The organism is Pseudomonas helvetica, assembly GCF_039908645.1.
GTDB lineage: Bacteria > Pseudomonadota > Gammaproteobacteria > Pseudomonadales > Pseudomonadaceae > Aquipseudomonas > Aquipseudomonas helvetica.
In genome coordinates, this window is sequence record NZ_CP150917.1 from 848,591 (window position 1) to 873,167 (window position 24,577).

The window sequence follows — 24,577 nt, forward strand, 5'->3', positions numbered from 1 at the left end:
GAGAAAAGATGCCATGCGCACGATCGACGTACATGAGGTTATCGACAACGCACGCTTCAACCGTTTTCACTGGAGGGTGCTGTGCTGGTGTGCCCTGATCATCATCTTCGATGGTTACGATCTGGTGATCTACGGCGTGGTGCTGCCGATGTTGATGAAGGACTGGGGGCTGAGTCCTCTGCAGGCAGGTGCATTAGGCAGTTATGCACTGTTTGGCATGATGTTCGGGGCGCTGTTTTTCGGCCCGCTGTCGGACAGGATCGGCCGCAAAAAAGCCATCACCCTGTGCGTGATGCTTTTCAGCGGTTTTACCGTACTCAATGGTTTTGCCGGAAACCCTACTGAATTTGGCATTTGCCGGTTCATCGCCGGGCTGGGGATTGGCGGGGTGATGCCCAACGTGGTGGCGCTGATGAACGAGTACGCGCCGAAAAAGATCCGCAGTACCCTGGTGGCGATCATGTTCAGCGGCTACTCGCTGGGCGGCATGCTCTCGGCCGGGCTGGGCATCGTTCTGATCCCGAGCTTTGGCTGGCAGTCGGTGTTTTATGTGGCGATTGTGCCGTTGCTACTGTTGCCGCTGATCATGTATTTCTTGCCCGAGTCGGTAGGTTTCATGCTGCGTCAGGGCCGCAATGAACAGGCGCGCAAGGTTCTCCAACGGGTTGACCCGGCTTATGTTGCGCACGCCACCGATCAACTGCACATGACCGAAGTAAAAGGCCGCGGCACCCCGGTTTTACAGCTGTTTCGTGAAGGCCGGGCGATGCGCACGCTGATGTTGTGGCTGGCGTTTTTCTGCTGCCTGTTGATGGTGTATGCCTTGAGCTCCTGGCTGCCGAAACTGATGGCCAACGCCGGTTATAGCCTGGGTTCGAGTCTGTCATTCCTGCTGGTACTGAACTTCGGGGCCATCTTCGGCGCGGTCGGCGGCGGCGTGTTGGGTGACAAACTCAACCTGCCGAGGGTCTTGGCGGTGTTCTTCAGCATCGCCGCCGTATCGATCACCTTGCTCGGCTTCAACAGCCCGATGCCGGTGCTCTATCTGCTGATCGCCATCGCCGGCGCCACCACGATCGGCTCGCAGATCCTGTTGTACGCCTGCGCCGCGCAGTTCTATTCCATGGCCATTCGTTCTACCGGATTGGGTTGGGCTTCGGGTATCGGCCGCAACGGGGCCATCGTCGGCCCGCTTCTGGGCGGTGCGTTGCTGGGAATAAGTCTGCCGCTGCAACTGAATTTCATGGCGTTCGCCTTGCCGGGGGCGATCGCCGCCATCGCCATGGCCGTGTTCGCCATCAGCTGCCAACGCAGCAGCAAAGGCGTCGCCTCGAGACTGGTGCCGACCAGCGTCTGACTCCCACCACCCGCATCGCAACGCTGCGGGTGGCGCACGCCAACCTGTCGATCAATAACAATAAGAGAAAAGCGATGAAACAGATTCTCCCCACACTGGGTTCAGCGGTGTCCCTGGCGGTCGTCTCGGGTTTTTCCAGTGGCTTGATGGCCGCCGAGGGCGGCTTTATCGAAGACGCCAGCGCCACCTTGCAGGCGCGCAATTACTACTTCAGCCGGGACTTTTCCGACATTGTCGGGGCCAACAAACAGTCGAAAGCCGAAGAGTGGGCCCAAGGCTTCATCCTTAACGTCAAATCCGGCTACACCCAAGGCACCATTGGTGTCGGCGTGGATGTCATCGGCTTGCTCGGCCTCAAGCTCGACAGCAGCCCGGACCGGGTCAATACCGGGCTGTTGCCGGTACAGAGCGATGGGCACGCGGCGGATGATTACAGTCGTCTGGCCGGTGCGTTGAAGCTGCGTTACTCAAAGACCGAATTGAAGGTCGGTGAATTGCAACCCAACCTGCCGGTGCTGGCCTTCAGCGATATTCGCTTGCTGCCGCCGACCTACCAAGGGGCGAGCATCAGCTCTAGCGAGATCAACGGCCTGACCTTGCAGGCAGGGCATTTGAGTTCGACCAGCCTGCGCAACGAGTCCGGCGAGCAAAAGATGCAGGCGATGCTCGGTCATGTGCCGCAGCGCCAGGCCAGCAGTGACGGCTTCAACTTTGCGGGCGCCGATTACGCCTTCAATGACAAACGCACCTCGGTCAGTGCCTGGTACGGGCAACTGGAAGATATCTACAACCAGCGCGTCCTTGGTCTCAAACATAGCGAACCGATGGGCGACTGGACCCTGGGCGCCAACCTCGGTTACTACGACTCCCATGAGGACGGCAAAAAATTGCTGGGTAACATCGACAACCGGGCGTTCTTCTCCTTGCTCTCGGCCAAGCATGGCGGCCATACGTTCTATGTCGGTTATCAGGGGATGTATGGTGATAGTGCCTTCCCACGAGTCTTCGCCAACATCTCGCCGCTGGGCAACGAGGTGCCGACCTACGAGTTTGCCTACACCGACGAACGCTCCTGGCAGGCGCGCTATGACTACGACTTCGCCGCCCTCGGGGTGCCGGGGCTGACCAGCACTGTGCGTTACATCACCGGCAACAACGTCGACACCGGCAAGGGTTTCGAAGGCAAGGACCGCGAACGCGATCTCGATCTCGGTTATGTGCTGCAGAGCGGCACCCTCAAAGGTCTCGGGATACGCGTGCGCAACGCCGTGGCGCGTTCCAACTACCGCAGTGATATCGACGAAAACCGCTTGATCCTCAGTTACACCTGGACGCTGCTATGACCGGCGCGCAAGAGCGCGGGCCGCGCAAGATCGGTGCGGGTTTACTGTTGATGAGTGCTGGCGTGGGCGCTGTGCTGTTGGCCTGGGGCGATAACGAGCGGCTGCTGCTGGCTGGCGGGATCAACCTCGCATTGCTGTTCGCTGCGGCGCTGTATCGTCGACAGCCACCGGTGACAGTGACGCTGCCGCTTGAGTCTGAAACTCCCGTGCCGAGCGTGGAGCTGATCGAGCCCCCGACCCCGGCAGTGCAACCCGAGCGCGAATGGCCCGGTGCGATTGTGCACCTCACGCTGGAGCAATTGACCGAGTCGGTGCTGCAAACCGAGGAAGACATGCGTTTTGCCAATCAGCTGGCGCGCACGGCCGGTGAGCGGGTGAAGGCGAGTGCGCTGAGCATGCAGTCTTCGGCCAGTGTGCTGGGGGACCTGAACCTCTATATGCAGCGTCTCGATCAAGTATTCGATGAACTCGGCGCTCAGTCGATGCGCATTGGTGCAATTGTCGGCAGCATTCAGGACATTTCCCGTCAGACCAATCTGCTGGCGTTGAACGCAGCCATCGAGGCGGCGCGGGCGGGCAGCCATGGTCGAGGCTTTGCGGTGGTGGCGGACGAAGTGCGCAATCTGTCACGTCAGGCGGCGGATTCCAGTGCGCAGATCAGGCAGATCGCGACGGGCCTGGAACAGTCCGCCGAGCATGCGCGCCAAGGTATCGAGCAGTTGGCCGGTTCAACGCGTCTGGGGCTGGAAAAGGCCGAAGTGGCGCTGCACTCGATGGGCGAACTGCAAAGTGGTGCGCTGGCCCGGGTCGAAGTGGTCGAGCGCATCATGGCGCGCTTGGCCGGGCTGCATGATCTGGCCTTGCAGGCGAAACGGATGGTCGTTTGAGTCGTGCCGCGAGCCAGCGATCACAGGTTGCTCGTGCAGCTGCCCATGACCTGATACGTCACGCGGTGGGTCTGGCCTTGATGATCGATGTAGACCATGGTCGCCGGCACTACGTCGCAGGCGGTGGCGGTGTTTGTCACGGAAAGCACCTTGGCGATGTCCAGCGGTTGCGCCGGGTTGTACGGAGTGGCGGGTTCGTTGCCGGCGGCCATGGCGGAGGTGGCGACAACGGTCAGAAACAGGCTGATCAAGGTTTTCATTTTTGTGTACTCCGTGTGGGTTCCGATGATTGAAGTCTATGCCTTGCCCGCTACCGATAAAGGGGCAAGTGCCTGATGCAGCCTTACGTGAAACGCAACAGTCAGTGCCCGAGGAGGGCCTATGGATTTGCTCAATAACTTGCGGGTGTTTGTCCGCGTGGTGGACAGCGGCAGCTTTACCGCTGCCGCCGACGCGCTTGAACTCTCGACCGCGCAAGTGTCCCGGTTGGTCGCGGACCTGGAGCAACATGTGCAGGCGCGCCTGCTGCAACGCACCACTCGGCGTTTGAGCCTGACCGAGGCCGGCGAGCGCTTTTTGCTGCGCAGTCGGCAAATACTCGAAGAGATGGAAGAGGCTACGGCCGAAGCGCGTGGCGCTCATCTCAAGCCCAGCGGTCGGTTGCGGGTTCACAGCATGCATGGCCTGGGTGTGCTGATTACGCCGCTGATCGCTCGATACACCGAACTCTATCCTGATGTGGTGTTCGAGCTGACCTTGTCGCAACGCAATCCGGATCCGCTGGAAGGAGGCCATGACGTGGTGATTTCGATTGCCCATGAGCTGGCCGACTCGCAGTTTGTCGCCCAGGTCGTCGGGCAGATTTACAGCGTGCCCTGCGCCTCCCCCGACTACCTGCAACGCCAGGGTGTGCCAGGCAACCCGCTGGCACTGAACGATCATCGCTGCCTGCGCATGCTGGATCCGTTGTACAGCGATCAATGGGTGTTCCATGACGAGGAGGGGGAGCACCGCGTTAGCCCGGCGAAGACCTTTCAGTGCAATGTTGCCGAGTCGATGGTCAAGGCTTCCGAGGCGGGGATGGGGGTCAGTCTGTTGCCGTTTTATACCGCGACACGGCCGTTGAGCGACGGCACGTTGCTGCGCCTGCTGCCGAGCTATCGCCCGCGTGAGCGCAATGTCTACGCGCTGTACCCGTCGCGGCGCTTTCTCGATGCGAAGGTCCGAACCTGGGTGGATTTTCTCAAGGCGGAGCTACCGCGCCTGTTCGCCGAGCATGAGGCAGTGATGAGCGATCCACGCCACTGGGCCTGAGATCTGAGGGCGCGCGCAGGGCGGTGTAGACTCAAGGCTTGTTTCGGTTCAGGAAGGAGTCTGGAGTGAAGGTCTGCTCAGTAGGGTTACCGGGTTTTGTGCCGTTGTGGGCGTGGGAGTGCCTGCCGCGATGATCGGTGCCGCACTGCTCTCGCCCGAAACCCTCACGGTCGGCTGGCTGATCTACGTGCCAGTGCTGATCTGGGCCGTTGCCCGAGCACCGTGGGTCGAGTTGTTCACGGACAGTCGGCGTCAGCATTTGCTGTTTGGCACCGTGTTCGCGTTGTTCGTCCTCTGGCTGGTGCGACGGGACTTCGACACCGGCGTGTCTTATCACATCATCGGCATGACGGCGGTGACGTTATTGCTGGACTGGCCGCTGGCGATTGTCGGCGGGCTGGTGGCGCAGGTGGGGCTGGTGCTGCTCGGGCGTCAGGACCTGGCCGCGATGGGGGTCAATGGTGCGTTGCTGATTCTGTTGCCGGTGCTGGTCACCGAAGGCTGCGCGATCCTGGTGGAGCGGGCGCAACCGCATAATCCCTTTGTGTATATCTTTTGCTCGGGCTTTTTGGCCGCCGGGCTTTCGGCGTTGCTCTGCCTGCTGGTGGGGTTGGGGCTGTTGTGGTTCGACGAGCGTTTTGCGATGCCGGAATGGCTGGAGGATTTTGTCGGTTACCTGTGGCTGATCATTTTCCCCGAGGCGTTTATCAACGGCATGGTGATCAGTTCGCTGGTGGTGTTCTGTCCCGAGTGGCTGGAGACCTTCAACCGCACGCGTTATTTGTCGGCGCCGTGGAAGGACGACGACAAGCCTTGATCCATATCAAATGTTCGAATCGGCTGCGATTCCATGCTCTGGAAAATCCTCAGGAGCAGTGGCATGAGCGTTTACGAATGGGCAAGGCAGGAATTGCGCAACAGTCTCGAGTCGGCGCATGAGGCGGGGTTTGAACCGGGGTTGAGCCTGCGTGCCTTGCTCAGTGCGGTGGTGCAGCAGAGCAAGGGCGTACGCAGTGTCGAGGATCTGGCCGATGAGTTGCAGTTTCTGGCGGAGAATCTCGACGACAGCCAGGACTACGGGTTCATGCGGCCCTGAGGGGCGGGATCAGTGGCGCGGGTCGAAATCTTCCGAGAACAACTCGTCTTCAGAGTCGGGGCTGACCGGAATCTTGTGTTCTTCCGAGGCCCAGGCGCCCAGATCGATCAGTTTGCAACGGTCCGAGCAAAACGGCCGGAAGGTGCTGGTCGCGCTCCATTCAACAGGGGCGCCGCAGGTTGGACATTCGACGACAGGGGGTTGGCTCATGACTGGCCTCCACGCAAAGTAAGGTAAAAGTGATGCAGGCGTTCGACCTCGCTGTGCAGCCAGGCGAGGTCGCGGTCATTGACCACCACATCGTCGGCATGGCTGAGGCGGTCCTGACGGCTGGACTGGGCCTTGAGGATCGCCTGGACCTGCTGTTCGCTGGTCTGGTCGCGCTGCAAGGTTCGTTCGATCTGTAAGTGTTCCGGTGCGTCGATCACCAGCACTCGCTGGGTCATTTTGTACTGCCCGGACTCGATCAACAGCGGCGACACCAGAATCGCATAAGGTGATTGTGCGCGTGCCAGGTGCGCGGCGATTTCCTGAGCGATCAGCGGATGCAGCAACGCTTCGAGCCAGCGGCGTTCTTCGGGGACTTCAAAGATCAGCTTGCGCAGTGCTGCGCGATTCAATTGGCCATCGGCTTGCAGCACGCCGACACCGAAGTGCTCGGCAATCTGCGCCAGCGCCGGGCGACCGGGTTCGACCACCCAGCGTGCGGCATGATCGGCATCCACCGCGTGCACACCCAGATCGATGAAGTGCTGGGCCGCCGCGCTTTTGCCGCTGCCGATGCCACCGGTCAGACCGAGAATCCAGGGTTTTTCCACAGGGGTATTCATTTGAAACCGACAAACTGCCAATAGAAGCCGGTTATTTGACCACCCCAGAGCAAGGCAATCCAGCCGGCAATTGCCAGATAGGGTCCAAAGGGGATCGGCGTCGAGGTGTTGGTATCTTTCAGGCGCAGTAAAATCACTCCCCCCACAGCACCCACCAGCGATGAAAGCAGGACCGTCAGCGGCAGAATCTGCCAACCGCCCCAGGCACCGAGCAGCGCCAGGAGCTTGAAGTCGCCGTGACCGATACCTTCCTTGCCGGTTATCAGTTTGAACAGCCAATACACCGACCACAGCAGCAGATAGCCGGCCACCGCCCCCCACATCGCTGCCTGCAAAGGCACGAAAAGCTCGAAGCTGTTGACGATCAGACCCAGCCACAACAACGGCAACACCAGCACATCCGGCAGCAATTGGTGGTCGGCGTCGATCAGGCACATCGCCAATAACCCCCAACTCAGGACCAGCCCCCACGCAGCTGTCCAACCGAAGCCGAAGTGCCAGGCGACAAACGCCGACAGCACGCCGCAGGCCAGTTCGGTCAAGGGATAGCGGGCGCTGATCGGCGCTTTGCAATTTGAGCACCGGCCGCGCAGTGCCAGGTAACTGAGCAGAGGAATGTTCTCCCAGACGCGGATTCGATGGGCGCACTGCGGGCAGTGTGAATGCGGCAACATCAGGTTGTAGGTCGGGCCCGGTGCTTCAGGGGGTAAACCCAGTACATCCAGGGCTTGTTGCCGCCAGTCGCCCTCAAGCATTTTCGGCAGGCGCCAGACCACCACGTTGAGAAAACTACCGATCACCAGCCCAAGCACTAGCGCAGTGACAACGAATGCCAGTGGGTAACCGGCCATGAATTCACTCAAGGGCATGTTCAAATCGCTGAGCCGAGTTGGAAAATGGGCAGGTACATGGCAACCACCAGCCCGCCGACAATGACGCCGAGCACCACCATGATGAACGGCTCCAACAGGCTGGTCAGGCTGTCGACCATATTGTCGACTTCAGCTTCATAGTAGATCGCAACTTTGTCGAGCATATCGTCGAGTGCGCCAGACTCCTCGCCAATGGCGGCCATTTGAATCGCCATGTTGGGGAAAATCCTGCTGGTGCGCATCGAGAAGTTCAATTGCATGCCGGTGGAGACATCCTGTTTGATGCGCAGAACCGCCCGTTTGAACACGATATTGCCAGTAGCACCTGCTACCGAATCCAGAGCTTCGACCAGGGGGACGCCTGCGGCGAAGGTGGTCGACAGGGTACGGGCAAAGCGCGCCACCGCCGATTTGTAGAGCAGTGCGCCGAGTATCGGCATTTTCAGCAGTTTGGCATCCAGCCAGTCGCAAAAGCGTTGCGAGCGCTTGAGCGCATGGCGAAAGCTCAGGGCCCCGATGATCAGGCCGCCGAGTAACAGCCACCACCACGCCTGCATGAACTCGGACAGACCGATCACCATCAGGGTAAAGGCCGGGAGTTCTGCACCAAATCCGGAAAACACCGACTGAAATTGCGGGACCACTTTGACCAGCAGAATGCCGGTGACGATGATTGCGACAAAGACCACGGCCAGCGGATAGGTCATGGCTTTTTTGATCTTGGCCTTGAGGCTTTCGCTTTTCTCCTTGTAGGTCGCAATCCGCTCCAGCAGCGTGTCGAGCGCGCCGGCCTGCTCGCCCGCGTCGACCAGGTTGCAGTAGAGCTCATCGAAGTACTGTGGTTTTTTACGCAGCGCGGTGGCGAAGCTGTTGCCGGCGGCGACTTCCTGTTTCACCTCGTCCACCAGCTTGCGCATGTTCGGGTTGTCGAAGCCCTCGCCGATGATGTCGAACGACTGCAGCAGCGGCACACCGGCTTTCATCATGGTCGCCATTTGCCGGGTGAAGAGAGCAATGTCCAGCGGCTTGATACGGTTGCCGAGGTTGAACAGCGAAGCGGTTTTTTTCCGTACTTTGCCCGGGTTGATCCCTTGTTTGCGTAGCTGCGCCTTGATCAAGGCCGGGTTATGACCGCTCAGCTCGCCGGTTACCTTGCTGCCTTTCCTGTCGGTGCCTTCCCAGGCGTAGACGCTGACCTTGATTGCTTTGACCGCCATGACTCAATCCTTGGTGACCCGGTTGATTTCTTCGAGGCTGGTGATGCCCTGCATGGCCTTGAGCAAGCCCGAGGTGCGCAGGTCGTTGAAGCCGTCCTTGCGCATCTGCGTATCGATTTCCAGAGAATTGCCTTCAGCCATGATCAGCCGTTGCAGCTGCGGGGTGTTTTTCACCACTTCATAGATTCCGACTCGCCCTTTGTAGCCGTTGTTGCAGAGATCGCAACCGACGGGTTCGTAGATCGTGAAGGAGCCGATGCGTTCCCGTGGGAAGCCTTCCTTGATCAGAGTTTCGTCGGGAATCGAGAGGTTTTTTTTGCAGTGGGGGCACAGCTTGCGGGCCAGGCGCTGGGCAATGATCAGGTGCACGGCCGTGGCGATGTTGAACCCCGGGATGCCCATGTTGTGCAGCCGGGTCAGGGTTTCAGCCGCGCTGTTGGTGTGCAGGGTGGAAAGCACCAGGTGTCCGGTTTGCGCAGCCTTGATCGCGATTTCGGCGGTTTCCAGATCGCGGATCTCGCCGACCATTATCACGTCCGGGTCCTGGCGCAGAAATGAGCGCAATGCCTGAGCGAAATCCAGGCCCTGCCTGGGATTGACGTTGACCTGGTTGATGCCTTCCATGTTGATCTCTACCGGGTCTTCGGCGGTGGAGATATTGATGTCGACGGTATTAAGGATATTCAACCCGGTGTACAGCGACACGGTTTTCCCTGAACCCGTCGGCCCGGTGACCAGAATCAGCCCTTGAGGTTGCTTGAGCGCCGCCATATACAGGTCTTTTTGATCGGGCTCGTAACCCAGCGCGTCGATGCCCATCTGTGCACTGGAGGGGTCGAGAATCCGTATCACGATTTTTTCGCCCCACAACGTTGGCAGGGTGTTGACCCGAAAATCGATGGATTTGCTTTTCGACAGGTGCATCTTGAGCCGCCCGTCCTGGGGTTTTCGACGTTCCGAAATGTCCAGGCTGGCCATCACCTTGAGACGGGCAGCGATGCGGTTGGCCAATTGAGTCGGCGGCCTGGCAACTTCGCGCAGCATGCCGTCGGTCCGTACCCGCACCCGATAGATTTTTTCGTAGGGCTCGAAATGCAGGTCCGAGGAGCCGCCCTTGATCGCGTCCAGCAGCATCTTGTTGACGAAGCGCACCACCGGGGCATCGTCGGAGTCCTGGCCGGTGACAGCGTCCTGGCGCTGGTCGTCGACGGCTTTGATGTCCAGGCCCCCGAGGTCGATATCGGCCATGTCTTCCAGGCCCGTGCTGTGGCTGTCGAAGAATTTCTCGATGGCGTCGCTGAGCTTGTCGTCTTCGACCAGGATCGCTTCGGTGGTGAGCCCGGTGCTGAACTGGATATCGTTGATCGCCTGCTGATTGCTCGGGTCGGAAATGCCCACGAACAGTTTGTTGCCGCGCCGCCAGAGTGGCAGGGCGTGGTGCTGGCGAATCAGCTTTTCACTGACCAGGTCTTTGGGCTGGGAGTCTTTGTCGAGACAGTTGAGGTCGAGGAAGGCGACGCCGAAATGCTCTGAGGCAATTTCCGCAACCTGGCGACTGCTCACCATTTTGTTCTGTACCAGATAGCTGACCAGGGAAACGCGATTGCGCTGAGCTTGCTGATACGCCTGTTGCGCGCTTTTGTCAGTGAGCAGTTCGGCCAGCACCAATTGCTTGGCCAGACCGCTGAGGGCGATGTCATTCATTCGATTACCAGGCACAGACCGTTCAAGACTTATAGCCTAGTCAACGGATGGAACCTCACCAGCGCTCTTGAGGTGACAAAAAGTGTCAGATAGTGCGGTTCCTCGGGGTATGTGCCGGGCTTTTGCCGATCTGACACCCTGTAAGCCGGGGGCGAAGGGGTTGGCATGTGCTGTGCTTTGACTGGTTCAGGACATGAGATTTCGCCTCATGCATGGAGCCTGTTCTATGAATAATCAAAAAGGTTTTACCCTCATCGAGCTGCTGATCGTGGTGGCGATCATCGGCATTCTGGCGACGTTCGCGTTGCCGCTGTATTCCAAGTATCAGGCGCGGGCGAAGGTCACCGCGGGGCTGGCGGAAATTTCAGCACTGAAGGTGCCTTTTGAAGACATTATCAATCAGGGCACCGACCCGACACTGGCGCTGATCGGTGGTACGGCAACTACCGGTAACTGCACAATCACGGCATCGGGTACTGCTTCCAGCGGTGCAGGTACTATTGTTTGCACGATTGTCAATGCACCAGGTCCGGTGCTCAGCAAAACCATCACGCTGACGCGGACACTGGCCGGTGGCTGGACCTGCGCGACCACCGCGCTGCAGGACTACGCGCCCAAGGGTTGCACTGGCGTCTGATCCTGTATCGAAGCCTCAATGCCTCGCCTCTACGGACGCGAGGCATTTTCTCGACCGTTCGATGGCATCGCGGTAATTCGATAAAACCCGCAACTTGCATGTCAACAACGCCCGGGTCATGCATTTTGCATGACTCCAGTTATTTGGTTTTTTTATAACGCATTGATTTTTATTGGTTTATTTAGCTGTCTCAAGTTGGCACGGCCTTCGCACTGTCTCTGTTAACCCTGCTGAGAAGGCATGCAGCAGACTTTCTGGAAGAACAGGAGTTACTCGTATGAAGACGTTCGCTATCGCTGCCGCCGCTGCAACCGCTCTGACCCTGACCATGGCCAACGCTGCATTTGCGCAGACCACTCAAGCCACACAGTCGCCGATGGTGGTGGCTGCCGGTGAAATGACCAAGGCCGAGGAAGCAACTTCCGATACCTGGATCACCACTAAAGTGAAAAGCGATCTGGTCACCGAGAAGGGGATTCCTGGCACCGACATCAAAGTCGAAACCAACAAAGGCGTCGTTTCTCTATCGTCGAAAGTAGCCATTACCCAGTCTCAGAAAGATATGGCCGTCGCTATCACCAAGAAAATCAAAGGTGTCAAAGCTGTATCGGCTGATGGCCTGTTGGCCCAGTAAGACTGAAGGTTTCCCGCCGGAGCGGGGAGAAGCAAAAGATCGCAGCCTGCAGCAGCTCCTACAGACCATGATTTTGGCGTAGGAGCTGCCGCAGGCTGCGATCTTTTCCAATCAGTTTCCGCGTTTGCTGGTGATCCGTACCAGGCGGTTGCCTTCAAAGCGCAGGTATTGGTACATGCCGCTGTTCGGACCGTAGGTCCATTCCTCAACCGGGACTTCTTCCCGGCGATTGGCGCTGCGTTTGTAGCCCAACGCATCACGTGCAACCGGCTCGCCACATTTGTGCAGCACTTCACTGGTGCGATCGCCGACGCTGATCAACTGACTGCCGCAGCGCAAGGTATCGGTCTGGGCTTGCACCTGGCTGGCGAAGAACGCCAGTGCCAGGCTGATCAGCAATCGGCTATTCATGCTTACTCCGCATCCAGGTGCATGGGCGTGACGACTCGGCCATCGCTTTCGGCTTCGCCCAGGTTAGCGTCAACGAAATACACCCGGTCATCGGCGAGCTGGGCTTTGTCGACCAGGTAGTCCTTGATGGTGCTGGCGCGATCCTGACCCAGTTGGCGCAGCAGCGCGGTGTCTGAAGACCAGAACTTGATCACGCCTTCACGCAGTTTGGCGGTGCGCTCTGCTTTGCCCAGTTGCGTCCATTCGGCCGGTGGCTGGGTTTTCAGGCGTGTGCGGTAAATGGCTTCGAGCAGCGGGCCTTTTTCGCTGTCCGGGACTGCCAGCAACGAAGCTTGCGCAGGGACTTTGTCGCCGCGACGCTGGAGCATTTTGTAGTAGTTGTACTGGTATTCACGTTCCAGTCGCTGTTCGGCAATCAAGGGGCCATCGCTCTTCTCGGCGGCGGTACCTTCGATTTCCAGGCGCAGGGCCGGACGTTCCTTGAGCGCTTTGGCCAGGGTATCGAGCGCCGACTCGGCGTTCTTGCTCAGCTCACTTGAACCGGGTGCGAACGACACGCTGCCCAGGTCCTCGGCCCCACTGCCGTTGACCAGCCCGCCAATGAGCTTGAAGGGTGCCTCGGCCGCGCGCACGATCAGGTTGCGCAGGGTTTGCCAGATGATCGGCATGATGCTGAATTGCGGGTTGTTCAGATCGCCTGTTATCGGCAGATCAATGGAAATTTTGCCATCGCTGTCCTTGAGCAAGGCGATGGCCAGTTTCAGCGGCAAGCTCACGGCGTCCGGGCTGTCGACTTTTTCGCCCAGTTGCAGTTGCTCCACCACCACTTTGTTTTCGGCTTTCAACTGGCCTTTGACGATCTGGTAGTGCAGGTCGAGATTGAGCCGGCCCTTGCGGATCCGGTAACCGGCAAATTTGCCGGAGTAGGGGGTCAGGGTGGTCAGTTCGACGCGTTTGAAACTGGTGGCGATATCCAGCGCGGTCATCGGGTCGAACGGGGTGACGCTGCCCTTGATGGTCACCGGGGCGTAGCGGTCGACTTTGCCCTTGATGTCGACGGCGGCAGGTTTGACCTGGCGGCTGTCGATGGTGCCGATCTGGCCGTTGAGCTGTTGAATGGCGGTGGCAAAGTTCGGTGTCAGGCTGAAGTCGGCGAAGTTCGCCGAACCGTCGTTGATCGCAATCGCGCCGATGTGGATACCCAGTGGCTTGTCCTTGCTTGCAGCAGGTTTCGCGGCGGCGGTTTTACTGCCGTTGTCGGGCGATTGCGGGATCAGCAGGTCGTTGATGTTGGTGGTGCGATCATCGTTGATCATGAAGCGCACATACGGCTGTTGCAGGTTGATCTTGTCGATCGACAGGCTATCGCCATGTTGGTAGTTCAGGCCTTCGACCACCACTTGCTGCCACTTGAGGAAGTCGCGGGTTTTCAGAGTGTCCAGGGTGTGCAATTGGTCGACCTGAGCGCGGCCGGTAACGCTGAACGCCAGTGGCTCGGTGCTTTTCAGGTCAACCGCCAGGTCGCTGCCGAGCATCCCGGAACGCAGCTCCAGACGAATGAACGGGTTGATATAGGACTGGGCGACGCGCAAGTCGATGTCTTTGGTCTGGACCTTGAGTTTGGCGCTGATCGGCGCGAGGTTGACCTCGCCATTCGCGAGAATCTTGCCCTGCTTGCCCAGGCCGGTATCGACCTTGAGGGAGAACGGCGAACCATTGAGGCTATCGAAATTCTTCACGTCGACGTTCAGCGGGCCAAGCTCCAGTGCCACCGCCGGCTGGGCCTGACGGTCGGCCAAGTGCACTTGATAGTTGCGCAGCTCGACATCCTTGAGCAGCACTTGCCAGGGCTTGCTCGGCACCGCCGGATCGGGTTTTGGTTGCGGCGAGTCTGCCGCCGCCGGAGCCTTGGTTGACTCGGGTTTTGTGGCCGGTTTGGTCGGTTGGCTGGCGAAGAGCTTCTGCCAGTCGAGCTGGCCATCGGCTTCGCGGGCGGCCCAGGTTTCGAGCTTCTGGCTGCGGATCTTGCCGACGATCACTTGTTGCTTGACCAGATCGACCGTGGTCTCGCTGACGTCCAGACGTTCGAGGCGCACCAGCGGCCGGCCATCCGGGGCCTTGATGGCGAACGGAGCAACGCTGACCGAGGCGTTGTTCAGCAGCAGTTCGGTTCCCTGCGTCAGGTTGAACTTGTAATCGGTGCTCAGGTTCAGCGTTCCGTCTTCAAGCACCAGCGGCAATGCGTCACGCACGTAAGGCCACCAGGATTTCATTTTGCCGTCGGTGACTTTCAGTGTGCCTTCGGAGCTGATGGGCACCAGGCTGATGTGGCCGGTCCAGTCGATCCGGCCACCCGCCGGGCCAGCTGCGACGAGGGTCATGGCGGCGTTGTCGTCGGGCAGGGTACTGAGGTTGTTCAACTCCAGATTGAGCGTGTCGTACAGGAATTCGATCGGCTCGCTCGGGCGCAGGTCCTGGAAGTGCACATAACCACTGGCCAGATTGATGTGGTCGATGCGCAGCGGGAAGGGTTTGGCGTTCGGGTCCGCAGGCGTCGGCTCACTGGCTGGCAACTTGAACAGTTGCGTGAGGTTCAGGCTGCCGTCCTTGTTGAACAGAATCTCGGTTTTCGGCTTGTCCAGCTGCACATCGATCAAGTGCAGTGCACGAGTCCAGAGGCTATCGATTTGCAGGTTGGCGTACAGGCGCTCGAAGGCAAGCTGTTCCTTGCCCGGCTCGCCGATGTTCAGGCCCCACACGGTCAGTTCAAGACTGAAGGGATTGAGTTCGATCCGTTGAATGTGCGCAGGCACCGCCGCGTAGTTGGCCAATTGTTGATTGGCGATCCGCAAGGCGATGCCCGGTAAAATCAGAAACCCCAACACGCTGTAAAGGGCGACGGCAATCAACAAGGCGCCGATGGCGCGAATCAATCCTTTGGGCATGTTCGGCTTCAACTATCGGAATCGGGAGTGGCTTGGAGTATGGCATGCGATTCTGGTTCCAAAGCAATCACCTTGAACAGCAAATGTCAGGTTTTTTCGAAAGAGCTCAGAGTTGCAGGATCAGGGTTTTCAGCGGCGGCTGCTGATCCATCGACGGAAAGTCGCTGCCAGGTGTCAGCACTTTCCAGTCGCGCACCGGGCGTCCGGCCTTTTCTGCGCAGCGCAGCACCTGCTCACGCCAGTCGTCCATGCTGACTTTTGCCAGGTTGTTGCAGCAGATCAGCACGCCATCGTCGGCGGTGGCCAGTAGCGCCGGTTTGAGCAAACTCTGGTAGTCGCGCAGCAGGTCAACGGTGCCGAATGCACTTTTGGCCCAGGCGGGTGGATCGAGCAGGACCAGGTCGTACTGACGCTGTTCCAGGCGCGGATAACTGGGCAGTTTCTGTCCACGGCGCTGGCTGATCGGCAGGCCGGCGAGTTGGCGGATGGCCGGGAAGTAATCGGACTGTACGAACTGCATGCTTGGCAATTGCGGGTTGAGCAGACCGTTCTCACGGCCGACTGCCAGGTTACCCTCGGCGAAATCCAGATTGCACACCTCGCGTGCACCGCCAGCCGCCGCGGCAAGGCCGACGCCGCAGGTGTAGGCGAACAGGTTCAGCACGCTTTTGCCGGCGCTGTGGTCCTTGACCCAGCCGCGGGCGTTGCGCAGGTCGAGAAACAGCAGCGGATCCTGTCCGGCGTGGCGACCACGGACCCGGTAGTTCAGGCCCCATTCGTGGCCCACCATGTCGACAAGCGCGGCCTCTTCGGCGCGGTAGACCGTGTCTTCGCGATCAATGCGCGAGTTACCCCGCGAGCGGTCGTTATAGACCAGCAGGGTGTTGAGGTTGAGGTGCTGATTGATGACCTCGTGCAACGTGAGCAAGTCATCGCGTTCCAGCGACTGGTGAAAGCTCTGGACCAGCAGTTGCGGGCCGTAACGGTCGACGGTCAGGCCGCCGGCACCTTCCTGGCTGCCATGAAACAGTCGATAGCAGTCGGTGCCTTGCGAGTGGAGCTCGGCGAGCAAGTCTTGGCGATGATCGAGGGCGGCGCGCAGCGCCTGATTCAAGGAAGACATGGACGCGCCTTGCTGGGGAATTTGGCGCGAGAGTTTAACAGGATTGTGATCGATGGATCCCCTGTGGCGAGGGAGCTTGCTCCCGCTCGGGTGCGCAGCGCCCGTAAAACATTCGACCGTGCTCTGTCTGAAAGAACTCGGCTGCAGGATTTGGGAGCGCTTCGCGCTCCAGCGGGAGCAAGCTCCCTCGCCACAGGGTAATTGTTTGGCGAGGACTTGGTGTTCGATCGGCAGCAGTACGCATTCAGCTGGGGATTCCCATCCGCCGTTTGGCCCGCTGCACCGAACCATTGCGCACCGCCCAGCGCAGCATCGGGGCACTGCGATTGACGCTGGCGCGAATCAGTTTGCGTTGCAGCGGATTCTGGCGGACACCAAGCATGTCACTGGCCCAGTCGGGCAGCAGGTCGATGCCCGCTTGCATCATCAGCCCACCGAAGGGCCTGGCCAGGCGGCTGGGTGACGGTGCAGCGAGGAGCAACCGCAGCACTTCGCGGCTGCGTTCATCGCACAGTAGTTGTGGGCGAATTCGCTCAAGGTATTCGCTGATTTCCCGCCGTGAGCGCGGAACATCGCGGGCGCCCAGACGCTCGGCGACCAAGGCGATCTCGCTGTAGTAACGGTCCTGATCGGCGGGCGAAAGATTCGGATTGCGGTAGCGCAAATGTGCGGTGAGGAAACTGCTGACCTCGGCCACATGGACCCAGGTCAGCAGGTCCGGATCGCTGGCGGCATAAGGGCGCCCATCGGGCGCGGTGCCGACCACTTGCAGGTGAATGGTGCGCACTTTCTCGATCAGCCACTCGGCGTCCTGACGCGAACCGAAGGTGGTACCGGAGATGAACTGCCCGGTGCGGCGCAGTCGACCGAGCATGTCCTCACGGAAATTCGAGTGGTCCCAGACCCCGGCCAGTGCCAGCGGGTGCAAGGCTTGCAGCATCAAGGCGCTGATGCCGCCGATGAGCATGCTGCTGAAGTCGCCATGCACTTGCCAGCTCACCGAGTCGGGGCCGAAGAGCCCGGGATCGCCCTTGGGGTTTTCCAGGTCGAGCTTGCCCAGCGAAAGGCCGGACAGGCTCATGATCTGGGTTTCGATACGGCTACGGATGAATTCCATGACGACTCGGTGGCTATGGCATTTAAAAAGTGCGCGGCCAACGGCCGCGCTTGGGTGAACAGATCATTGGTTCAGACGCTTGTCGATCAGCCCGGCGACCACGCTGGGGTCGGCCAGGGTCGAGGTGTCACCGAGGCTGTCGAGCTCATTGCAGGCAATCTTGCGCAGGATGCGCCGCATGATCTTGCCCGAACGGGTTTTCGGCAAGGCCGGCGCCCATTGAATCAGATCGGGTCTGGCGAAACTGCCGATTTCCTGGCTGACGTGGGCCAGCAGTTCTTTCTTCAATGCGTCGCTGGGTTCGATGCCGTTCATCGGCGTGACAAAGGCGTAGATGCCCTGGCCCTTGAGGTCGTGGGGGTAACCGACCACCGCAGCCTCGGCGATGCTGTCATGCAGCACCAGTGCGCTTTCGACTTCGGCGGTGCCGATGCGGTGCCCGGAGACGTTGATCACATCATCGATGCGTCCGGTGATCCAGTAGTCGCCGTCTTCATCGCGCCGTGCGCCGTCGCCGGTGAAGTAGTAGCCGGGATAGGGTTTGAAATAGGTATCGATCATGCGTTGCGGGTCGCCATAGACACTGCGGATTTGCCCTGGCCAGCTTGATTTTATGGCGAGCACGCCGCTGCCGGCGCCGCTGATTTCCTTACCGTGTTCATCGAGCAATACCGGTTGCACGCCGAACATCGGCCGGGTTGCGCAACCGGGTTTGATCCGTTGTGCACTGACCAGCGGGCTGAGCATGATGCCGCCGGTTTCGGTCTGCCACCATGTGTCGACGATCGGGCAGCGCTGCTCGCCGACTGCGTTGAAATACCAGTCCCAGGCTTCCGGGTTGATCGGCTCGCCAACGCTGCCCAGCAGCCGCAAACTGGCGCGTGAGCTGTCTTTCAACGGCTCCAGGCCTTCGCGCATCAGGGCTCGCAAGGCGGTGGGTGCGGTGTAGAAGATGTTCACCTGATGCTTGTCGATGACCTGCCAGAACCGCGAGCTGTTCGGGTAGCTTGGCACGCCTTCGAAGATCAGTGTGGTCGCGCCATTGGCCAGTGGCCCGTAGACGATGTAGCTGTGGCCGGTGACCCAGCCGACGTCGGCGGTGCACCAGAAGACTTCACCGTCGCGGTAGTCGAACACGTACTTGAAGGTCATCGCCGCTTGCAGCAGATAGCCGCCAGTGGTGTGTAGCACGCCTTTGGGTTTACCGGTGCTGCCGGAAGTGTAAAGGATGAACAACGGGTCTTCGGCGTCCATGGGTTCTGGCGGGCAGTCGTCGCTGACGTCGCGTAGGGCCTGGTGATACCAGAGGTCGCGGCCCTCGACCCAATTGACCTCGATCTGAGTGTGTTCGACCACTACGACAGTACTGACGGCCGGGCAACTGAGCAGGGCTTTGTCGACGTTCTGTTTGAGCGGTACGTATTTACCGCCACGTACCCCTTCATCGGCGGTAATCACGGTGCGGCAGTCCGCGTCGAGGATCCGGTCACGCAGGGAATCGGGGGAAAACCCGCCAAAGACCACCGAGTGCACGGCGCCGATGCGTGCACAGGCGAGCATTGCGTAGGCGGCTTCAGGGATCATTGGCATGTAGATGCACACCCGGTCGCCTTTTTTTACGCCACGGCTTTTCAGCACGTTGGCCAGGCGGCAAACGCAGTGATGAAGTTTTTGGTAGGTGATGTGCAGCGATTCAGCCGGGTCGTCGCCTTCCCAGATGATCGCGGTCTGTTCGCCGCGTTGGGCGAGGTGGCGATCGATGCAGTTATAGCTGACGTTGAGCTGAGCACCGGCAAACCATTGTGCCGCGCCGGTTTTGATATTCGTGTGTTGAACGCTTTGCCAGGGGGTCGACCAGTCAAGAAAACGCTTGGCCTGTTCGGCCCAGAAAACCTCGGGTTGCTCGATGGATTGGCGGTACAGGCGCTGGTAGTCGTCCTGACTCAGTTGCGCAGCCTGGCGGACGGCATCGGCTTTGGGGAACGTGCTGATATCGAACATGGCGGTTCCTTATGCTTGTATTGCACAAGTGATAAAGATGCGCCGAGTGACTATCGGGTTCAAGAGGGGAGCTACGCGACCCTCGTAGGAGCAGAGCTTGCTCGCGATGAACGATGATGCGGTGTATCGGATACACCGCAGCGCCTGCATCGCGAGCAAGCTTTGAGGGTCAAATCACCCGCGGTGACGACCGCGGAAGTAGTTGATCAGGCCCTGGGTCGAAGCGTCTTCGGCCGGGGTTTCTTCGCTGCCGACCAGGCGGCTGTAGACGCCTTTGCCCAGCTCCTTGCCCAACTCAACACCCCATTGGTCGAAGGCGTTGATGCCCCAGATCACGCTCTGCACGAACACCTTGTGCTCGTACATCGCCACCAGCGCGCCAAGACGACGCGGGCTGATGCGCTCGACCACCAGGGTGTTGCTCGGGCGGTTGCCCGGGATCACCTTGTGCGGCGCGAGTTTTTGCACCTGGTCTTCGGCCACGCCTTTTTCACGCAGCTCGGCTTCCGCCTCGGCGCGGGTCTTGCCGAGCATCAGCGCCTGGCTTTGCGACAGGCAGTTGGCGTACAGCCACTGATGGTGGTCGGCAACCGGGTTGAAGCTGACGATCGGCACGATGAAGTCGGCTGGAATCAGCTGGGTGCCTTGGTGCAGCAACTGGTGATAGGCGTGTTGACCGTTGCAACCGACGCCGCCCCAGATGACCGGACCGGTATCGGTGGAAACCGGCGTGCCGTCCTGACGTACGCTCTTGCCGTTGGACTCCATGTCCAGTTGCTGCAAGTGCTTGGTGATGTTGCGCAGGTAGTGGTCATACGGCAGGATCGCGTGGCTTTGCGCGCCCCAGAAGTTGCCATACCAGACACCGAGCAATGCCAGCAGCACCGGCATGTTCTGTTCGAACGGTGCGCTCTGGAAGTGCTGGTCCATGGTGTAGGCGCCGGACAGCAGTTCCTTGAAGTTCGACATGCCGATGGCCAGGGCAATCGGCAAACCGATGGCCGACCACAGCGAGTAACGCCCACCAACCCAGTCCCACATCGGGAAGATGTTTTCTTCGCGAATACCGAAGGCCACGGCCGCAGCGTTGTTGCTCGAAACGGCGATGAAGTGGCGATACAGCTCGGCTTCGGAGCCGCCCTGAGCCAGGTACCAGGCGCGAGCGGCCTGGGCGTTTTTCAGGGTTTCGAGGGTGTTGAAGGATTTCGAGGAAACGATGAACAGCGTGGTTTCGGCACGAATCTTTGCCGACAGCTCATGGAATTCGCTGCCGTCGATGTTCGCCAGGTAATGGCAGCGCACGCCTTTCTGGGCGTAGGACAACAGCGCTTCGGACACCAGTTCAGGGCCGAGGAACGAACCACCGATGCCGATGTTCACCACGTCAGTGATCGGCTTCTCGGTGTAACCACGCCACAGGCCGTCGTGAATGCGCCCGACCAGCTCGGTGATCTGGTTCAGCACTTTGTGCACGTCAGGCATGACGTTGACGCCATTGACCGACAGCTTGTCGCCCACCGGGCGGCGCAGGGCCGTATGCAACGCCGGACGGCCTTCGGAGGCATTGACGATTTCGCCGTTGAACAACGCCTTGATCGCGTCTTGCAAGCCGACTTCGTTCGCCAGGCCCACCAGCAGATTGCGGGTTTCGGTGTTGATCAGGTTTTTCGAGTAATCAAGAAATAGTCCACAGCTGCTCAGTGTGAACTGGGTAAAACGCTGCGGGTCGGCATTGAACGCTTCGCGCATGCTGAAATCCTGCATGGCTTGGCGGTGATCATTCAGCGCCTGCCAGGCTGGCAGAGCGGTAACGTCATGAGGAGTGCGGTAGTACGCCATCGCTGCGGGTTTCCTTTTACTTGGACTGCCTTTAGGACACTGAAAAATCCGGAATGTCCTGTTTGATGACAGGCGCCCTCCGGTTGAACTGCGAATAAACGATTTAATAGCGCAGGGCGATTACAGTAAACCTCGCGGTGTGATCTGTCTTGGCTTTGTCTGACCTGTGGCCGGTACTATTTTGTACCGGCACTTAAGGTCGCCAGGCAGGCGGGCTTTCAGTGTTCGGAGTACGGGGGAGGGCTCAGGCGACCTGAACCGGGATGGCATTGCTGGTATGGCTCAGCTCGTTGCCGGGGGCCATGTAGAGCATGCGCGGTTTGAAATTGAGCAGTTCGGCTTCGCTGTAATGAGCGTAAGCGCAGATGATCACCCGATCACCGACCTTGGCCTTGTGTGCGGCGGCACCGTTGACCGAGATCATGCGCGAGCCTTCTTCGCCACGAATGGCGTAAGTGGTGAAGCGTTCGCCGTTGTCGACGTTGTAGATCTGGATCTGTTCGTACTCACGGATCCCGGACAGGTCCAGCCATTCGCCGTCGATGGCGCAAGAGCCTTCGTAGTCGAGCACTGCGTGGGTAACTTCGGCGCGATGCAGCTTGGCTTTGAGCATGATGGCGTGCATGAGTGTTTCCCTTGGTCAGATCCGAACGGCGGGCAGTTTGCCCGAAGCTTTTGAGGCCGGCAATACACCGCAAAAGATCGCAGCCTGCGGCAGCTCCTACACCGAATCGTATAATTCTGTAGTTGCTGCCGCCGGCTGCGATCTTTTGATCTTGCCCTTTAAACCGGAGCGTCGAGGTTCAGGTGCAGGTTGTCGATCAACCGGGTCGTGCCCAGGAAAGCGGCCACCAGGATCACCAGGTCACGGTCATCCACGGTCGCTGGGCGCAGGGTCAGTGCGTGGCGGATTTCCAGGTAATCAGGACGCAACCCGGCGGCCTGGAGCTGCTCGATCTTCCGGGCCAGGAGCGCCGGGTAATCGCGTTCGCCCTGTTTGATGGCTTCGGCGATGTCGCTCAGCGTGCGATACACAATTGGCGCGACGGCCCGCTGTTCTTCACTGAGGAAACCATTGCGCGAGGACAGCGCCAGACCGTCGGCGGCTCTTACGGTGGGTTCGCCAATGATCTGGATCGGCATGTTCAGGTCATGCACCAGCGCGCGAATCACCGCCAGTTGCTGGAAGTCCTTCTGACCGAAGACCGCGAGGTCTGGCTGGACCATGTTGAACAACTTGCTGACCACCGTCGCCACGCCTTCGAAATGCCCGGGGCGGCTGGCGCCACACAGGCCTTCAGACAGCAGTGGAACGCTGACGCGGGTCTGGCCGGCCATGCCGTCCGGGTACATTTCCTCGACGGTTGGGGCGAACAGCAGGTGACAGCCGGCTTGCAGCAGTTTCTCCTGATCGGCGGCCAAGGTCCGCGGATACTTGTCGAGGTCTTCGCCGGCACCGAATTGCAGCGGGTTGACGAAAATGCTTGCGACCACAAAGTCCGCTCGTTGGGCGGCTTTGGTGACCAGTGCGACGTGACCGCTGTGCAGGTTGCCCATGGTCGGTACGAAGCCGATACGTTTGCCTTCGCCGCGAGCGCGGGCGACGGCGGCACGCAGTTCGCGTACGGTTTTGACAGTGTTCATGCAGAGAATCCGTGTTCGGCGCCAGGGAAGGTTGCGGCTTTGACTTCAGCGACGTAAGCGCTCAGGGCGGCGTGAATGCTGTCTTGGCCGGCCATGAAGTTCTTCACGAACTTCGGTGCGCGGCCGCTGAGGGACAGGCCGAGCATGTCGTGCAGTACCAGCACCTGACCGTCGGTGGCATTGCCGGCGCCGATGCCGATCACCGGAATCTTCACCGCTTGAGTGATTTCGTGGGCCAGCTCGCTCGGTACACATTCGAGCAACAGCATCGCCGCGCCGGCCTGTTCCAGGGCAATCGCGTCGGCACGCATCTGCCGGGCCTGGTTTTCATTGCGGCCCTGAACTTTATAGCCGCCGAGAATGTTCACCGACTGTGGCGTCAGCCCCATGTGCGCGCACACCGGAATACCGCGTTCGGCCAGCAGACGAATCGACTCGGCCAGCCACAGCGCGCCTTCGACCTTGACCATGTGTGCACCGGCCTGCATCAACTGGGCACTGTTGGTCATCGTTTGCTCGATGGTGGCGTAGGCCATGAACGGCAGGTCCGCGAGGATCAAGGCATCGGTGTTGCCACGCTTGACCGCGGCGACGTGGTAAGCCATTTCGGCGTTGGTCACCGGCAGGGTGCTGTCGTGTCCTTGCAACACCATGCCAAGGGAGTCGCCCACCAGCAACACTTCAACACCCGCCTCATTGCAAGCGTGGGCGAAGGTAGCGTCGTAGCAGGTCAGCATGGTGATTTTTTCACCCTTTTGCTTGAGGCTCTGCAATGTGGTCAAGGTGATAGCTGGCATGTAAGAAATCCTCATTCAGGCGCTTGGAAAACTACTGCGGGTAACGCGCGTGATTCTTCATTTACTCAGGCGCACGGTCTTGTGTCGTGCTTTAAAAGCCTGGATTGCGCCCTGTAGTGCCGGGTTGCCGGCAGCGGGACGCCTATAGTCGTGAGGAGAACTCGGGAAGTCAATTGGATGTGTTACCGCAATGTTACGCCGTTGGTGTTACCGGCGTTACTGATGCGATTCAGCATAGATCTGTAGGCGCTGAGCTTGCTCGCGATGAACGATTACGCGGTCTGTCTGGAAACCGCAGTGTTGCCATCGCGGGCAAGTCTTGCTCCTACGGGGCCAGGCGTTCCAGCCCGACGAACGGGCATGCAGCGAGCAGGTCGCGCAGGTGACGACCGTCGGCCAGTTGCAGGTCAGCTGGCGCCAGTTCGGCCAATGGGTACAGCACAAAGGCTCGGGCCTGCATGTGGTAATGGGGGACTTTGAGGCGGGGCTCGTCGATCAGTCGATCGCCGAACAGCAGGATATCCAGATCCAGCGTGCGCGGGCCCCAGCGTTCATGACGCTCGCGACCCTGGTCGATTTCGATGGCTTGCAGTGCATCGAGCAGCTCAAGCGGCGTCAGCGTGCTGTCGAGCGCGGCCACCGCGTTGGTATAACGCGGCTGGCCTGGCAGCAAGGAGTCGCTTTGATAGAAGGACGAAACCCCCACCAACGCTGTCTGGGGTAACTGCGCGAGCGCTTCGACGGCGCTGCGCAATTGTTCCGCGGGAGCGGCGAGGTTGCTGCCCATGCCAATGTAAATGCGTTCCATC

Annotated in this window: 24 protein-coding genes; 8 read left to right on the forward strand and 16 right to left on the reverse strand. The window is 59.8% G+C overall.

Annotated elements, in window-relative coordinates; translation table 11 throughout:
• The first annotated feature begins 13 nt into the window (after positions 1-13).
• The 3 genes from AABM55_RS03725 to AABM55_RS03735 all read left to right on the forward strand — a co-directional run bounded on the left by AABM55_RS03725 (position 14) and on the right by AABM55_RS03735 (position 3,587).
• On the forward strand, positions 14-1,357 hold the full coding sequence (locus AABM55_RS03725; RefSeq protein WP_347928856.1) for an aromatic acid/H+ symport family MFS transporter: 1,344 nt from the start codon (positions 14-16) through the stop codon (positions 1,355-1,357).
• Positions 1,358-1,431: 74 nt separating this feature from the next.
• Positions 1,432-2,700: an OprD family porin gene (locus AABM55_RS03730; protein WP_347928857.1), complete on the forward strand. Its 1,269-nt coding sequence runs from the start codon at positions 1,432-1,434 to the stop codon at positions 2,698-2,700.
• Entirely contained in the window at positions 2,697-3,587 is an 891-nt protein-coding gene (locus AABM55_RS03735; protein WP_347928859.1) for a methyl-accepting chemotaxis protein, read from the forward strand. Before AABM55_RS03730 ends, AABM55_RS03735 begins: the two co-directional genes overlap by 4 nt.
• A 20-nt stretch (positions 3,588-3,607) precedes the next feature.
• Here the strand turns inward: AABM55_RS03735 and AABM55_RS03740 are convergent, their stop codons facing one another.
• Positions 3,608-3,847, reverse strand: coding sequence for a DUF2790 domain-containing protein (locus tag AABM55_RS03740; RefSeq protein ID WP_347928860.1), 240 nt, complete (start codon positions 3,845-3,847; stop codon positions 3,608-3,610).
• A 121-nt stretch (positions 3,848-3,968) separates the two neighbouring features.
• Between AABM55_RS03740 and AABM55_RS03745 the strand changes: the two genes are divergently transcribed.
• The 3 genes from AABM55_RS03745 (at position 3,969) to AABM55_RS03755 (ending at position 5,997) form a co-directional block, all read left to right on the forward strand.
• Entirely contained in the window at positions 3,969-4,901 is a 933-nt protein-coding gene (locus AABM55_RS03745) for a LysR family transcriptional regulator (RefSeq protein WP_347928861.1), read from the forward strand.
• A 130-nt stretch (positions 4,902-5,031) separates the two neighbouring features.
• Positions 5,032-5,718 carry an energy-coupling factor ABC transporter permease gene (locus AABM55_RS03750; RefSeq protein WP_347928862.1) on the forward strand — a complete coding sequence of 229 codons (687 nt, stop codon included), beginning with the start codon at positions 5,032-5,034 and terminating at the stop codon, positions 5,716-5,718.
• 63 nt (positions 5,719-5,781) lie between these two features.
• Positions 5,782-5,997, forward strand: coding sequence for a hypothetical protein (locus AABM55_RS03755; RefSeq protein WP_054595542.1), 216 nt, complete (start codon positions 5,782-5,784; stop codon positions 5,995-5,997).
• A gap of 9 nt (positions 5,998-6,006) precedes the next feature.
• Here the strand turns inward: AABM55_RS03755 and yacG are convergent, their stop codons facing one another.
• From yacG to pilB, 5 genes are read right to left on the reverse strand one after another with little or no spacing between them, the layout of a single operon-like run.
• A complete protein-coding gene (yacG, locus tag AABM55_RS03760) occupies positions 6,007-6,207 on the reverse strand; it encodes a DNA gyrase inhibitor YacG (protein WP_054595543.1) in 201 nt (66 codons plus the stop codon).
• Positions 6,204-6,827 carry a dephospho-CoA kinase gene (gene coaE, locus AABM55_RS03765; protein WP_054595544.1) on the reverse strand — a complete coding sequence of 208 codons (624 nt, stop codon included), beginning with the start codon at positions 6,825-6,827 and terminating at the stop codon, positions 6,204-6,206. Before coaE ends, yacG begins: the two co-directional genes overlap by 4 nt.
• Entirely contained in the window at positions 6,824-7,696 is an 873-nt protein-coding gene (locus AABM55_RS03770) for an A24 family peptidase (RefSeq protein WP_347928863.1), read from the reverse strand. The genes coaE and AABM55_RS03770 overlap by 4 nt, the downstream gene beginning before the upstream one ends.
• Before the next feature lie 2 nt (positions 7,697-7,698).
• Positions 7,699-8,916, reverse strand: coding sequence for a type II secretion system F family protein (locus AABM55_RS03775; protein WP_054595546.1), 1,218 nt, complete (start codon positions 8,914-8,916; stop codon positions 7,699-7,701).
• A gap of 3 nt (positions 8,917-8,919) precedes the next feature.
• Positions 8,920-10,620, reverse strand: a complete 1,701-nt coding sequence (gene pilB, locus AABM55_RS03780) for a type IV-A pilus assembly ATPase PilB (protein WP_347928864.1) — start codon at positions 10,618-10,620, stop codon at positions 8,920-8,922.
• Positions 10,621-10,846: 226 nt separating this feature from the next.
• On the opposite strand from pilB, the gene AABM55_RS03785 reads away from it, so the two are divergent.
• On the forward strand, positions 10,847-11,257 hold the full coding sequence (locus AABM55_RS03785; RefSeq protein WP_054595548.1) for a pilin: 411 nt from the start codon (positions 10,847-10,849) through the stop codon (positions 11,255-11,257).
• 277 nt (positions 11,258-11,534) lie between these two features.
• Positions 11,535-11,891 (forward strand): BON domain-containing protein, encoded by a 357-nt coding sequence (locus AABM55_RS03790; protein ID WP_347928865.1) that lies wholly within the window; start codon positions 11,535-11,537, stop codon positions 11,889-11,891.
• Positions 11,892-12,002: 111 nt separating this feature from the next.
• On the opposite strand, the gene AABM55_RS03795 is transcribed toward AABM55_RS03790, so the two are convergent.
• The 10 genes from AABM55_RS03795 to folK all read right to left on the reverse strand — a co-directional run bounded on the left by AABM55_RS03795 (position 12,003) and on the right by folK (position 24,576).
• On the reverse strand, positions 12,003-12,302 hold the full coding sequence (locus tag AABM55_RS03795) for a DUF2845 domain-containing protein (protein WP_054595550.1): 300 nt from the start codon (positions 12,300-12,302) through the stop codon (positions 12,003-12,005).
• Positions 12,303-12,304: 2 nt separating this feature from the next.
• A complete protein-coding gene (locus AABM55_RS03800) occupies positions 12,305-15,247 on the reverse strand; it encodes a DUF748 domain-containing protein (protein WP_347928866.1) in 2,943 nt (980 codons plus the stop codon).
• 106 nt (positions 15,248-15,353) lie between these two features.
• Complete coding sequence (locus AABM55_RS03805) at positions 15,354-16,370, reverse strand: class I SAM-dependent methyltransferase (protein WP_347928867.1); 1,017 nt, start codon at positions 16,368-16,370, stop codon at positions 15,354-15,356.
• Positions 16,371-16,614: 244 nt separating this feature from the next.
• Positions 16,615-17,487: an oxygenase MpaB family protein gene (locus tag AABM55_RS03810; protein ID WP_347928868.1), complete on the reverse strand. Its 873-nt coding sequence runs from the start codon at positions 17,485-17,487 to the stop codon at positions 16,615-16,617.
• A 63-nt stretch (positions 17,488-17,550) separates the two neighbouring features.
• Positions 17,551-19,488 (reverse strand): acetate--CoA ligase, encoded by a 1,938-nt coding sequence (acs, locus tag AABM55_RS03815; RefSeq protein ID WP_347928869.1) that lies wholly within the window; start codon positions 19,486-19,488, stop codon positions 17,551-17,553.
• A gap of 174 nt (positions 19,489-19,662) precedes the next feature.
• Positions 19,663-21,327, reverse strand: coding sequence for a glucose-6-phosphate isomerase (gene pgi, locus AABM55_RS03820; protein ID WP_145022128.1), 1,665 nt, complete (start codon positions 21,325-21,327; stop codon positions 19,663-19,665).
• Positions 21,328-21,571: 244 nt separating this feature from the next.
• Positions 21,572-21,952 (reverse strand): aspartate 1-decarboxylase, encoded by a 381-nt coding sequence (gene panD, locus AABM55_RS03825; RefSeq protein WP_003228271.1) that lies wholly within the window; start codon positions 21,950-21,952, stop codon positions 21,572-21,574.
• Positions 21,953-22,110: 158 nt separating this feature from the next.
• On the reverse strand, positions 22,111-22,971 hold the full coding sequence (panC, locus tag AABM55_RS03830; RefSeq protein ID WP_054595556.1) for a pantoate--beta-alanine ligase: 861 nt from the start codon (positions 22,969-22,971) through the stop codon (positions 22,111-22,113).
• A complete protein-coding gene (gene panB / locus AABM55_RS03835) occupies positions 22,968-23,768 on the reverse strand; it encodes a 3-methyl-2-oxobutanoate hydroxymethyltransferase (RefSeq protein WP_054595557.1) in 801 nt (266 codons plus the stop codon). The genes panC and panB overlap by 4 nt, the downstream gene beginning before the upstream one ends.
• Positions 23,769-24,093: 325 nt before the next feature.
• A complete protein-coding gene (gene folK / locus AABM55_RS03840) occupies positions 24,094-24,576 on the reverse strand; it encodes a 2-amino-4-hydroxy-6-hydroxymethyldihydropteridine diphosphokinase (RefSeq protein WP_347928870.1) in 483 nt (160 codons plus the stop codon).
• Position 24,577 lies beyond the last annotated feature (1 nt).